Below are 13029 nucleotides of genomic sequence, written 5' to 3' on the forward strand. Positions count from 1 at the left end.
ATATTTCCAGGTTTCGGAGCCGCTTATGAGTCTGTTGAAGTCCTTGCCCCTGGCCATGTTGGTGGCCGGCAGCACCAGTTGGTCGCCGACCCAGGCCGCCGAAACACCTGCGCCTGCCGGCAAGGGCGAAAACGCCAGCGGCCAGCTTGAGACCGTCACTGTGACCGCACGGCGGCGTACCGAAAGCGCGCAGGAAGTGCCGACGCCCATGAGCGTCATCGGCGGCCAGGCGCTGGAGAGCCAGCGGGTCTACCGCATTCAGGATTTGCAGCAACTGGTGCCCAGCGTCAACGTCGCTTATATGCATGCGCGTCAGTCCAGCGTGTCGATTCGCGGGTTGGGCAACAACCCGGCCAGCGACGGTCTGGAAGGCAGCGTGGGGCTGTATATCGACAACGTTTATCTTGGGCGGCCGGGCATGGCGGTGTTCGACTTGATGGACATCGAGCAGCTCGAAGTCTTGCGCGGCCCGCAAGGCACCTTGTTCGGCAAGAACACCACGGCGGGCGTGATCAATATCAGCACGCGCGCGCCGAGTTTTACCCCGGAGCGCAGCATCGAAACCTCGTTGGGCGAGGACGGTTATTTCCAGACCAAGGGCACGATTTCCGGCCCGCTCACCGACGAGTTGGCGGGGCGTTTTTCGGCCTATCGCACACGCAGCGATGGCGACATCAAGAACGAATACGACGGCCATGATCTTAACGGCGGCTCACGCCAGGGCTTTCGCGGGCAGTTGCTGTACAAGCCCAGCGACACCTTCAACCTGCGCTGGATCGGCGACTACAACGAAGAAGATTCCAGCGCCGGCACCCGCGTGCTGTACAGCACGGGGCCGACCATCAATGGCACCAACCTCTATCAATCCCGGGCCGCAGCGGCGGGCGCGACCCTGGTGGATGGCACCCATCGCAAGGTCAACCTGGACAACGACCAGCATGTCACCGTGTTCCAGGGCGGCACTTCATTGGAAGCCAACTGGACGTTGCCGAGTGACTTCACCCTGACCTCGGTCAGCTCCTATCGCTGGTGGAATTTCACCCCGCGCAATGACGACGGCCTCAACGTGCCGGCGTCGTATAACGCTGGCGTGTCGGTAGAGGATAAGCAGTGGTCCCAGGAATTCCGCCTGGCCTCGCCCACCGGCGGTTTCTTCGACTATGTGCTGGGCGCCTATTACTTCGGCAACTCGCTGGATAACAAATCCTTCGCCTATTACGGGCCCAAGGCGGATATCTGGAATGGCACGCCGACCGGCGCGCTGAATGATGTGAGCACTGTCGGCAACGGGCATATTCGCACCGACAGCTTTGCCCTGTTCGCCCAAGGCACCTGGCACCTCACGGAACGCCTGGATTTCACCGCCGGTGTGCGCGGCACCTACGAAGAAAAAAGCGCCTGGGTCAGCCGCAATGCACCCGTGGGTGGCGCTGCGGTCACCGGCGCCGCTGCCACGGCGCGGCGCGGGCGCACCGGCGCGTATGACTCCGGCGATCTCAACCAGTACAGCGCTACGCCGTCGGGGCTGCTCAACCTGAGTTATCACTTCAACGATAATTTGTTGGGCTATGCGACGTTGTCCCATGGCGAGAAGTCCGGCGGGGTGAATTTGGTGGTGGGTTCTGCGCCGACGGCTGGGGCCGATTCACTGCTGGTGGGCACCGAGCGCGCCAACAACGCCGAGTTGGGGTTTAAAAGCACGCTGTGGGACCGCCGCCTGCAACTTAATGCCAACCTGTTCTGGACCCAGGTCAACGGCTACCAGACCAACGCCTACGACCAGGAAAACCGCGTGCAATACCTGACCAACGCAGGTTCGGTGCGCTCACGCGGCGTGGAAGTGGAAAGCACGCTGGTGCCGATCCAAGGCCTGACGTTGAACATTAATGGCTCGTTCAACGATGTGAGTTACCTGTCTTACAAAGATGCGCCGTGCCCACCGGAGGTCAGCTTGCGTCCGGGTGCGCCGGCCTCCTGCGACCTGAGCGGCCACCAAGTGGTGGGCGCGTCCAAGTGGATCGCCAACGCCAACGGCGAGTACAAGTGGAACCTGGATAACGGCTTCGAACCTTACGTGACCGCCAGCTACGCATTCCGCTCCAAAGCGGTGGGCACGGTGGAGGATTCCGACTATGGGCAGATTCCGGCCTACGCGGTGGTCAACCTCTCTACCGGCCTGCGCGGCAACTACCAGCAAGGGCAGTGGGATGTGTCGTTGTGGCTGAAAAACGCCTTCGACAAAACCTACTACACCACCCTGTGGACGGGCGGCAATGGCGGCTACGAAGGCTTGCTGGGCACGCCGCGCACCCTAGGCGTGACTGGGCGCTACGACTTCTGAGCCAATGCGATAGGTGGCCGGGCTGAACACCCGCGTCACCACCAGCATCGCCAGCACCGTGACCGTCAGCACCACCCAGGCGCTGACGAAGTTGCCGGTAAGTTCGCGCAGCCAGCCGGTCAGCCACGGCGAAATCGCGTTGATCAAAAAACCTACGCCTTGCACGAAAGCCGCCAGTTGCCCGGCTTGGCGCGGGTCGCGGTGGTGGTCCAGGGTCAGCAGCAGGCTCAGGGCGAAACACGCGCCCAGGCCAAACCCGCACAAGGCGACCCACAGGTGCGGGTACTCCAGCGGTGCGAGGATCAGGCCGAGGTAGCCGACTGTCTGTGCCAACAGGCTGATGCCGAGCAGTGGGCGACGGTCGATACCGCGCTGGGCCAGCACCGGCATCAACAGCGCAGCGGTCACCTGGAAGATAGTCATGAACGCCAGCAACGAACCGCTCGGCAACACGCCCCAACCCAGTTGCTGGTAGTAGGCCGGCAGCCACGCCACCATGCTCATGTAGCCGCAATTCACCAGCCCGAAATACAACGCCAACAGCCAGGCTCGACGATTGCGCAGCCCCTTGAATGCAGGCGCGATTTGCAGGTTTCTCGCCGCGCCCAACGGCAGCCAGGCCCACAACAGTAACGCCCCCAGCGCGGGTAACAGCCACACGCCGAGCCCTGCCTGCCATTGCTGAAAATGCGTGGCCACCAGCGGGCTGAGCAACGCTGCCAGCCCGCCGCCAGCCATCAACGAGGCTGAGTACACACCCATCGCCACCGGCACGCGGTGATGAAATTCGCGCTTGATCATTGCCGGCACCAATGCCTGGATCAGCGCCACACCGGCACCGCCCAGCAACGCGGTAACCAGCAGCGCCGACGCCTGGCCCATCAACCAGCGCGCCAGGCACGCCAGCAGAATCATCATCAAGCCAAGGGCAATGCCGCGCCGCTCGCCCAGACGCGCTTCCACGCGCACGCCGACCAGCGCCACCAGGCCCATGCACACCACTGGCAGGCTGGTGAGCAGGGCGCTGCTTTGGAAGCTCAGCCCGGTGGCCTGACGAATTTCGCCGAGCAAGGGGCTGATGGAGCTGAGGATGGGGCGCAGGTTCAGGCCCAGTACAACCAAAAGGCCCCAGCCGGCCAATTTTCCTGCGAATGAATGGTTGAGCGTCATGCACGGCCTGTCGTCTGCGCAAAAGAGGCGTGAAGTATGGCGAGCCGCCAGAGTATTCTGAAATTAAATATAACCATGCCAACCAGTGGCAAACGCAATGGTGAAAAACATGTTCGATCCCGTGTTGCTGCGCAGTTTTATCGCCGTGGTGGATTGCGGCAATTTCACTCGCGCTGCCGAGCGCTTGCACCTGACCCAATCCACCGTGAGCCAGCAGATTCGTCGCCTGGAAGACGCCGTGGCATGCCAGTTGCTCGACCGCGATCAACGCCACGTGGTGCCCACCGCCGAGGGCGAGCGTTTGCTGGCCTACGCGCGGCGCATCCTCGCGCTGCATGAGGAGGCCGCCGATGTGTTGATCAACCAGCAAAGCGACGGCGTGTTGCGCCTCGGCGTGCCGGAGGACTTTGCCGCCGAGCGCCTGATGCCGTTGCTGTCGGCCTTCGTGGTGGCCTATCCGCGAGTGCGGCTGGAAGTCACCAGCGGTCTCGGTCCGGAACTGCAGCGGCAATACCGCGCCGGTGAGTTCGACGTGTTGCTGGTCAAGCAGATGGGCGACAGCGATGACTGCCTGGCCTCGTGGCCGGAACCGCTGTGTTGGGTAGACAGCCGCAGCATGCCGTCGATTGGGCGCGACCCGCTGCCCTTGGTAGCGTTTCCGGTAGGCGGCTTGTACCGCAATGAAATGCTCCACCACCTGGAAGTCGGCGGTTGGCGTTGGCGTATCGGCTATTCCAGCGCCAGTTTGGCCAGCGTGTGTTCGGCGGTGGCGGCGGGGCTGGGCATCAGCCTGTTGCCGCGACGGGTGGTGCAGCCTGGGCATGTGGTACTGGGTGACGACAGTGGTTTACCCATGGTCCAGGGCGTGCGCCTTGCGCTGTATGGCCGCAGCGGCCTGGGGGCAGCGGGGCAAACGTTGCAGCGGCAATTGCTCGATTTATGCGCCAACAATCCATCTTGAAGCGTTCGACGAATGTTTTTTTGTGGCGAGCGGGCTCGCCAAAATCCATGCGTTTACTGAATATTTTTTATGCCTCTAAAGCATTCAAAAACAACCCCTTCGCCACAGGCCACGGCCAACGTGGCTTTGGCGTTTCAGGGTGTTTCGTTTATTCAATTTAGATCTATGTATAACTTTAAAGATTACTTTAAGAGATAAGCGTCTAACCCCGATGATTCAGCCCTCGACGGCCGCTTTGGCAGGCCTGTCGGTTTTTTGGTTTGAAAACCGTAGGGAGTGAATCAATGGGCAATGTCCAGACCGCCGCCAGTGCACCCGAGGCGCAGTGGCGCCAGGCACCGGGTGGTGAGTTGGTCGACCTTGGCCGGCCGCACCGCGCGCCGTTGGGGCAATTGCGTTTGCAGAAAACCCCGAAGCGTTTTTCGAGTCGTCGTGAAGGGATTCTGCTGGGGTTGCTGGTGTTGGCCCTGCACGGTGCGGTGATTTATTGGGTGAGCCAGAAGCCCACGCCGGTGTTGCCGATTGTGCCGCCGGAAATCCCGCCGATGACGATCGAATTTTCCCAACCCGCGCCGCCGGTGGTGGAGCCGCCTGCGCCTGTACCGCCGCCACCGCCTGTGGTGGAGCCACCACCGCCGGTGGTCGATGAGTTGGCCGCCAAACCAGCGCCGCCCAAACCTGTTCCAAAACCCAAGCCGAAGCCGGTGCCAAAACCTGAACCCAAACCTGTGCCAAAAGCGGTCGAGCAACCGCCTGCGCCACCGAAGCCTGCGCCTCCAGCGCCAGCAGCGCCACCGGCACCTTCACCTGCGCCGGTGACACCTGCTTCGGCCAACGCCGCGTACTTGAAGAACCCGGCGCCGGAGTACCCGTCACTGGCCCAGCGCCGTGGCTGGGAAGGCACGGTGTTGTTGCGCGTGCATGTGTTGGCCAGCGGCAAGCCGGGTGAGGTCCAGGTCCAGAAAAGCAGCGGTCGCCAGCAACTCGACGACGCCGCATTGACCGCCGTGAAGCGTTGGAGCTTCGTGCCGGCCAAGCAGGGCGATGTGGCCCAGGACGGCTGGGTCAGCGTTCCGATCGATTTCAAGATTCACTAACTATTCGGCAGCGGTGTGTTGGACACGCCGCCACCTGCACAGAGGGAAAACATCATGGCATTAGCATCTCCACTTGAATCCATCGAAAGCGCGGTGATCTGGCTGCTGGTGGTCTTTTCGGTCGCCACCTGGGGCCTGGCGTTGTTGAAGGGCGTGCAGTTCGGGCGCCTCAAAGCGCAGGATCGCAAGTTTCACAAACAGTTCTGGGCGGCGTCGAGTCTCGATTCCGCCGCTGAGCTGACCGAGACCCAGCCCGGCGCCGCAGCCCGTGTAGCCCAGGCCGGTTATGCCGCGATCCAGGTCGGCGATGCCCCGCACGCGGCAGACTTGAGCCAGGCCATCAATCACCAGGACCGCCTTGAACGTGCCCTGCGCCAGCAGATCGTGCGTGAGCGCCGCTCTTTGGAAACCGGCCTGGCCGTGGTCGCCAGTATTGGCAGCACCTCGCCGTTTATCGGCCTGTTCGGCACCGTGTGGGGCATCATGGAAGCCCTCAAAGGCATCAGCGCTGCCGGCTCGGCCAGCCTGGAAACCGTGGCCGGCCCGATTGGTGCGGCATTGGTCGCCACCGGTGTGGGTATCGCGGTCGCGGTGCCGGCGGTGCTGGTCTACAACTACTTCCTGCGTCGCCTGAAGCTCACGGCGGCGGACCTGGATGACTTCGCTCACGACTTCTACAGCCTGGCGCAGAAGAATTCCTTCCGCGTGCTGCTGCACCCTACGCTGACCAAAAGCGCGGCAGGCACCGCGCAAAAAGTGAAGGAGGCGTCCTGAAATGGCCTTCTCCACGCAAGACAGTGATGAGGTGCTGAGCGAGATCAACGTCACGCCGCTGGTGGACGTGATGCTGGTGCTGCTGGTGGTGTTTATCGTCACCGCGCCGTTGTTGACCAATTCGATCCCGATCAACCTGCCCAAGACCCAGGCCGTAGCCCCGGTGGAGCAGAAAGACCCGCTGGTGGTAAGCATCGACGGCGCCGGCAAATTGTTTATCAACAAGGACGAAATCCAGCCCGACCTGCTCGAGTTCAACCTGCAGGCGGCCAAGGCCAAGGACCCGCAAGTGCGGGTGCAACTGCAGGCCGATGATGGTGTGAATTACGGCGAAGTGGCGCGAGCCATGGCGTCTATCGAGCGCGCAGGCATCACCAAGCTGTCGGTGATTACTGCACGTTAAGTTTCAAAAGCCTCGACAATTTTTTGGCCGTCTCCTTGGCAGGGTGCGGCCTTTTTTTTGCCTGGTATTTACCTGATTTCCACTGTGCAACCCGGTCCATGTGGGAGCTGGCTTGCCTGCGATAGCGGTCTCTCAGTTACAGATGTATCGACTGACCCACCGCTATCGCAGGCAAGCCAGCTCCCACATTTTTAAGTATCCGTGTGATTGATATTTTGGTTATTAATAAATAGCTTCTTATTCCTTAACGAATATAACCCTCGTCCCTATACTGACCAGCAACGTTAAACGCTGCAGGAGGGCACACCCATGCACAGCGAGTCGATTCGTTATCTGATCGTGCCGGGCTGGCAAGGATCGCCAGAAGATCATTGGCAAAGTCATTGGCAGAACAGCCTGCCCAACAGTGCGCGTGTGGAGCAGGCCGATTGGCTTACCCCGCGTCGCGAAGACTGGGTGGCGGCACTGGCGGAGGCCATCGCCGCCGACAGCACGCCGGTGATTCTCATTGCCCATAGCCTGGGTTGCATCACGGTCGCCCATTGGGCGGCCACGGCGCCGGTGCATTTTCTACGCCAGGTGCGCGGCGCCTTGCTGGTGGCGCCGGCGGATGTCGAACGCCCCGCCTGTGCCCCCGCCCTGCGTAACTTTGCACCGATTCCCACGCACCTGTTGCCGTTTCCCAGCCAAGTGGTCAGTTCCGACAACGACAGTGCCGTCAGCGCCACCCGCGCCTTGGAGCTGGCCCGCAACTGGGGCGCCGAGGCCGGCATTTTGTCCGGAGCCGGGCATATCAATGTGAAGTCCGGCCACCAACGCTGGGAGCAGGGTTTTGCCTACCTCTATCGCCTGCAAAACCGCCTTGAGCATCACGCCCGGCGCCGTGCATAAATTTTTTCAACGCCCCGTCCCTGAGCGGATTTGGGGCGGGAGCCTGCCATGAGTCATGACACCTTCGGCCAGCCGTTGCTGACCTTTCCCGATGCTGAAAAAAGCCCGCTGAGCATCCGCGCCAAGGCGCTGGTGTTTGTCGACCCGCGTTCACGCCAGCTGCGTGAAGAACTGGAAAGCCTCGCACCGCGTGCGTTGCCGGTGTTGATTCGCGGTGAGACCGGCAGTGGTAAAGAGCTGCTGGCGCGGCATATTCACCGGGGCAGCGACCGCACGGGTTTGTTTGTGTCGGTCAATTGCGGCGCCATCAGCCCTACCTACGCGGATGCCGAATTGTTCGGCTATGCCGCCGGCAGCCATAGCGGAGCAGCCAGCAGCCGCGCCGGCTGGTTTGGCTCGGCCAATGGCGGCACCTTGTACCTGGACGAGATCGGCGATTTGCCGCTGCCGATCCAGGTGAAATTGCTCGCCGCCCTGGAAAACCACGAAGTCACCCGTGTCGGCGCTCATCAGCCAAGCCCGGTGGATGTGCGGCTGGTCGCCGCCACCAGTATCGACCTGGCCCAGGCCGTGGCCGCCGGAAAGTTTCATGAACGCCTGTTCCATTACCTGAGCGAAGGCCAGTTGGACCTGCCGGCTCTGCGTGAGCGGGTGGGCGACATTTTGTCCCTGGCTGAATATTTCCTCGGCATCTACAGCCAGCGCCTCGACCTGCCGGTGCCGCTGATCAGTGATGCCGCCCAGCGTGTGCTCGAGCATCACAGCTGGCCGGGCAATACCCGCGAGCTGGAAAACGTTATTCACTTTGCGCTCTTGGTAAGCAGTGGCGATGAGATTTTGCCCGAGCATTTGAACCTGCCCGCCGCCGGTTCTCCGTTGGAACAACTGCGGCGGATCTTCGCGAGTGCCAGCGCCGCGGAACAGCAAACCTTGCTCAGCTTTCTAAATGAGCAGCCGCAACATGAACAAAATGGAATATCAACGTGAATAAAAGATATTGTTCGGGAATAAAAAATCTAGGTATTGTCCATCCCACGCCGCGATAGCACTTCGCTGGCACACCATAAAAACGGTCGTCAGAGACGCCCCGGAATTTCGATAAGGACACTGCATGAAAAAGGTTCTGTTGTTTACCGCACTGGCGGCTGCCCTGACTGCAAGCTTCGCCCAGGCCAACGAGAAACTGGTGGTAGCGGCTACCCCGATCCCGCACGCGGAGATCCTTGAACTGGTCAAGCCGACCCTGGCTAAAGAAGGCGTGGACCTGGAAATCAAAGTCTTCACTGACTATGTGCAACCCAATACCCAGGTTGCCGAGAAGCGTCTGGATGCCAACTACTTCCAGACCCTGCCGTACCTGGAAAACTTCAACAAGGGCAAGGGCACCAACCTGGTCACCGTGATTGGTGTGCACGTTGAGCCCATCGGCGGTTACTCGAAAAAGATCAAGAACATTTCTGAACTCAAAGATGGCGCCACCGTGGCCATCCCTAACGAAGGCTCCAACGCTGGCCGCGCCCTGTTGCTGCTGCAAAAGAACGGTCTGATTACGCTAAAAGACCCGACCAATGCACTGGCTACGCCGAAAGACATCGCCAGCAACCCGAAAAACCTGAAATTCAAAGAGCTGGAATCGGCGCTGCTGCCACGCGTGCTGGACCAGGTTGACCTGGATGTGATCAACACCAACTACGCCCTGGAAGCTGGCCTGAACCCAGCCAAAGACGCGCTGATCATCGAAGACGCCAAGTCGCCGTACGTGAACTTCCTGGTGGCGCGCCCGGACAACAAGGACAGCGGCGCCATCCAGAAACTGGCCAAGGCCCTGACCAGCCCGCAAGTCAAAGCCTTCATCGAGAAGAAGTACAACGGCGCGGTAGTGCCTGCGTTCTGATGTAAACCAAACCCCCTTCAAGGTTTGAACGCCGACGGCTACTGCAGCGTCGGCGTTTTTTTATGCCTGAAACAAAATCAAATCCTGTGGGAGCTGGCTTGCCTGCGATTGATCGTTCCCACGCTCCGCGTGGGAATGCCTCCTGTGACGCTCCGCGTCACGAGCGGACGCAGAGCGTCCTGTGCTGCATTCCCACGCAGAGCGTGGGAACGATCACATTTGGGTTTTCAGTGGCTCAGAGCTCGCGGCTATTGATCGCCCGACGCAACGCCACCAGCCACTTCACCAGTTCCTGCGGATCAATCGGTTTCGCTTCGTTCATTATTCATTCCCTCGAAACACAGACCCAGCAACCATAGCCGCAGCCCGCCAAACCCGCGAATCCGCGGGTTATCTTTTTGGGTGATATCAATATGCTATTTGGGTATTTAAATTTTACTTTTTATGCCTTTAAAGTTCGCGCTACCCGGCGTTACCCATGCCGGAACGGACAGCGCCCGCCGCATTACCCCTGCGGCGTCATGGACTCAAGATGACCTTCGATTTTGCTTTTATCCTCAGCACCTTGCCGGCGTTTCTCAAAGCCGTGGGGGTCACGCTGCAAGTGGGTTTGATCGCCATTGCCACCTCCCTGCTGGTGGCGCTGATCAACGCCGCACTGCTGGTGTTTCGCACGCCCTACCTGTCGCGCCTGGTGGCGCTGTATGTGGAACTGGCGCGTAATACACCGCTGCTGATCCAACTGTTTTTCGTGTACTTCGCACTGCCGGCCCTGGGCTTCAATATCTCCGGGTTCTGGGCGGCGATCATCACCATGACCTTCCTCGGCGGCGCCTACCTCACCGAAGTGCTGCGCGCCGGCGTGGAAGCGGTGCCGCTGGCGCAGATCGAGTCGGGCAAGTCCATCGGCCTGTCGGACTGGCAATTGCTGCGTCATGTGATCCTGCCCCAGGCCGGTATCCTCAGCCTGCCGGCGCTGTTTGCCAATTTCATCTTTTTGCTCAAAGAGACCACCGTAGTGTCCGCCGTGGCGGTGCCGGAGATTCTCTACACCACCAAGAGCTACATCGCGCTCTACTACAAGACCTACGAAATGCTCGCCGTGCTGACGCTGATTTGCGTGTTGCTGTTCTTGCCGCTGTCGCTGCTGCTCAGCCGCCTGGAAAGGAGGCTCCAGCATGGCCAGTTCGGGTCTTGAGTTGTTGTGGGTGTCGTTGCCGCAATTGGGCAAGGGCGCGGCGCAAACCCTGTCGATTTCATTTTTGAGCATCGCCTTCAGCACTGTCGGCGGCGTGTTGTATGGCGTATTGCGCACCTTGAATAACAAGGTGATTAACGCGGTGCTGCGGGTTTATCTCGAGCTGTTTCGCGCGATCCCGGTGCTGGTGTGGTTGTACCTGCTGTTTTTCGGGCTGCCGATTTTCTTTGGCCTGAGCATTCCAAGCTTCTGGTGCGCGGTGCTGGTGCTGTCGCTATGGGGCGCCAGCGAGGTGGGCGAAGTGGTGCGTGGCGCGCTCCATTCGCTGCCACGCGGCCAGCGCGAGGCGGGGTTGTCGATTGGTTTATCCGACCCGCAACTGTACGGCTACGTACTGCTGCCCCAAGCCCTCAAACGCATGACGCCGCCGACCATCAACGTCTATACGCGCATCATCAAGACCAGCTCGCTGGCGGTGCTGATCGGCGTGGTGGATGTGATCAAGGTCGGCCAGCAAATCATCGAGCGCACCTACGAGTCGGTATTGATCTACGGCGTGCTGTTCCTGTTTTTCTTCTTTATCTGCTACCCGTTGTCGGCCGCCTCCAAGGTGCTGGAACGGCGCTGGGGCCAGGCATGAGCGCATTGATCGAGTTCCAGGGTTTCAACAAATTCTTCGGCGAGGCGCAGGTGCTCAAGGGCATCGACCTGAGCGTGCAGAGTGGCGAAGTGGTGGTGATCCTTGGCCCCAGCGGCTGCGGCAAAAGCACGTTGCTGCGTTGCCTGAATGGCTTGGAAGTCGCCCACAGCGGCAGCCTGCGTTTTGCCGGCAAGGAGTTACTGGACAAACACACCGACTGGCGCCAGGTGCGTCAGGACGTGGGCATGGTGTTCCAGAGCTACCACCTGTTCCCGCACATGAGCGTGCTCGACAATATCCTGCTCGGCCCGCTGAAGGTGCAAAAGCGCGACCCGCGTGAAGCCCGTGAGCAAGCAGAGAACCTGCTGGAGCGTGTGGGACTTGCCGACAAGCGCGACGCCTTCCCGCGACAGCTCTCCGGCGGCCAGCAGCAACGCATCGCCATCGTCCGTTCGCTGTGCATGAACCCGCAGGTCATGCTGTTTGATGAAGTCACCGCCGCCCTCGACCCGGAGATGGTCAAGGAAGTGCTGGAAGTGATTCAAGGCCTGGCCCGCGATGGCATGACCCTGTTGATTGTCACCCATGAAATGGCCTTCGCCCGCGCCGTCGCCGACCGCGTGGTGTTCATGGAGGCCGGTCGCATCCTCGAGCACAACACCCCCGAGGCATTCTTTACGAACCCGCAAACCGCACGCGCGCAGCAGTTCCTGGAGAAGTTCTCCTTTGTTTCAACACTGCCCAAAAAGACCAAGGAATTGGAGCTGATATGAAAAAACTACTGCTGCCACTGTTTGCCGTTGCCTTGCTGGCCGGCTGCGATAAAAAGGCCGAAGAGCCTGCCAAACCCGTCGCTGCTGCCAGCTACATCGACAGGATCAAAGCGCGGGACAAGCTGATCGTCGGCGTGTTTACCGACAAACCACCGTTTGGTTTCGTCAACGAAGCGGGCCGCTATGTGGGGTTTGATACCGACATTGGCCGCCAATTCGCCAAGGACCTGTTGGGCGATGAAAACAAGGTTGAGTTCGTAGCCGTCGAGCCGGCCAGCCGTATTCCGTTCCTGCAAAGCGACAAGGTCGACCTGATCCTCGCCAACATGACCGTGACGCCGGAGCGCAAGGAAGCGGTGGACTTTACCAACCCCAACTTGAAGGTCGCTGTGCAGGCGCTGGTGCCGAATGACAGCGCGGTGAAAAGCCTGGATGACCTGGCGACCCGCACCATCATCGTCACCACCGGCACCACCGCCGATATCTGGCTGACCAAGAACCACCCGGACTGGAAACTGCTCAAGTTCGAGAAAAACTCCGAGTCACTGCAAGCCCTGTCGGCCGGGCGTGGCGATGCCTACGCGCAAGACAACCTGGTGCTGTTCAGCTGGGCCAAGCAGAACCCTGGCTACCGCGTGCTGGAAGAGAAACTCGGCGATGAAGCGCCGATTGCACCGGCGGTGAAGAAGGGCAATATCGAACTGCGCGACTGGGTGAACGCGGAGCTGGCGAAGTTGGGTGAGGAGAAGTTTTTGCTCAAGCTGTATGACCAGTACGTGCGTAAAGAGCTGAGCGATGACACCAAGCCTGAGAGTGTGATTGTTGAAGGCGGGAAGTGGCAGGGCTGATATAGCTATCGCAGGCAAGCCAGCTTCCACATTTTGATG

At 60.5% G+C, this 13029-nt stretch carries 13 protein-coding genes; 12 read left to right on the plus strand and 1 reads right to left on the minus strand.

All coding sequences use genetic code 11. The annotated features are described in order from the left end of the window. The first annotated feature begins 25 nt into the window (after window positions 1–25). Window positions 26–2341 (plus strand): TonB-dependent receptor, encoded by a 2316-nt coding sequence (locus tag GIW28_RS08870; protein ID WP_236446109.1) that lies wholly within the window; start codon window positions 26–28, stop codon window positions 2339–2341. Here GIW28_RS08870 and GIW28_RS08875 read toward each other — a convergent pair. After that, window positions 2312–3511 carry a CynX/NimT family MFS transporter gene (locus tag GIW28_RS08875; RefSeq protein WP_236446107.1) on the minus strand — a complete coding sequence of 400 codons (1200 nt, stop codon included), beginning with the start codon at window positions 3509–3511 and terminating at the stop codon, window positions 2312–2314. The two genes, GIW28_RS08870 and GIW28_RS08875, sit on opposite strands and share 30 nt — an antisense overlap. A gap of 109 nt (window positions 3512–3620) precedes the next feature. Between GIW28_RS08875 and GIW28_RS08880 the strand changes: the two genes are divergently transcribed. The 11 genes from GIW28_RS08880 to GIW28_RS08930 all read left to right on the plus strand — a co-directional run bounded on the left by GIW28_RS08880 (window position 3621) and on the right by GIW28_RS08930 (window position 12990). Further along, complete coding sequence (locus GIW28_RS08880) at window positions 3621–4472, plus strand: LysR family transcriptional regulator (protein ID WP_177032335.1); 852 nt, start codon at window positions 3621–3623, stop codon at window positions 4470–4472. A 284-nt stretch (window positions 4473–4756) separates the two neighbouring features. Next, window positions 4757–5569 carry an energy transducer TonB gene (locus tag GIW28_RS08885; protein WP_176991677.1) on the plus strand — a complete coding sequence of 271 codons (813 nt, stop codon included), beginning with the start codon at window positions 4757–4759 and terminating at the stop codon, window positions 5567–5569. 51 nt (window positions 5570–5620) lie between these two features. Then, a complete protein-coding gene (locus GIW28_RS08890) occupies window positions 5621–6343 on the plus strand; it encodes a MotA/TolQ/ExbB proton channel family protein (RefSeq protein ID WP_085985974.1) in 723 nt (240 codons plus the stop codon). A 1-nt stretch (window position 6344) separates the two neighbouring features. Further along, a complete protein-coding gene (locus tag GIW28_RS08895; protein WP_169986689.1) occupies window positions 6345–6746 on the plus strand; it encodes an ExbD/TolR family protein in 402 nt (133 codons plus the stop codon). 309 nt (window positions 6747–7055) lie between these two features. Continuing rightward, the gene (locus tag GIW28_RS08900; RefSeq protein ID WP_058422586.1) at window positions 7056–7637 is read left to right on the plus strand and encodes an alpha/beta hydrolase; all 582 of its coding nucleotides are present in this window, start codon (window positions 7056–7058) and stop codon (window positions 7635–7637) included. Between the two features lie 48 nt (window positions 7638–7685). Continuing rightward, the gene (locus GIW28_RS08905; protein ID WP_069786395.1) at window positions 7686–8624 is read left to right on the plus strand and encodes a sigma 54-interacting transcriptional regulator; all 939 of its coding nucleotides are present in this window, start codon (window positions 7686–7688) and stop codon (window positions 8622–8624) included. A 124-nt stretch (window positions 8625–8748) separates the two neighbouring features. Next, entirely contained in the window at window positions 8749–9531 is a 783-nt protein-coding gene (locus GIW28_RS08910; RefSeq protein WP_236447112.1) for a MetQ/NlpA family ABC transporter substrate-binding protein, read from the plus strand. 532 nt (window positions 9532–10063) lie between these two features. After that, window positions 10064–10729, plus strand: coding sequence for an amino acid ABC transporter permease (locus tag GIW28_RS08915; RefSeq protein ID WP_003187615.1), 666 nt, complete (start codon window positions 10064–10066; stop codon window positions 10727–10729). After that, window positions 10710–11369, plus strand: a complete 660-nt coding sequence (locus tag GIW28_RS08920; protein ID WP_065930871.1) for an amino acid ABC transporter permease — start codon at window positions 10710–10712, stop codon at window positions 11367–11369. Before GIW28_RS08915 ends, GIW28_RS08920 begins: the two co-directional genes overlap by 20 nt. Next, complete coding sequence (locus GIW28_RS08925; RefSeq protein ID WP_017135747.1) at window positions 11366–12142, plus strand: amino acid ABC transporter ATP-binding protein; 777 nt, start codon at window positions 11366–11368, stop codon at window positions 12140–12142. Before GIW28_RS08920 ends, GIW28_RS08925 begins: the two co-directional genes overlap by 4 nt. After that, window positions 12139–12990: a transporter substrate-binding domain-containing protein gene (locus GIW28_RS08930; RefSeq protein WP_099549536.1), complete on the plus strand. Its 852-nt coding sequence runs from the start codon at window positions 12139–12141 to the stop codon at window positions 12988–12990. Before GIW28_RS08925 ends, GIW28_RS08930 begins: the two co-directional genes overlap by 4 nt. Window positions 12991–13029: the final 39 nt, after the last annotated feature.

Source organism: Pseudomonas sp. PA-5-4B (genome assembly GCF_021606215.1).
GTDB lineage: Bacteria > Pseudomonadota > Gammaproteobacteria > Pseudomonadales > Pseudomonadaceae > Aquipseudomonas > Aquipseudomonas edaphica.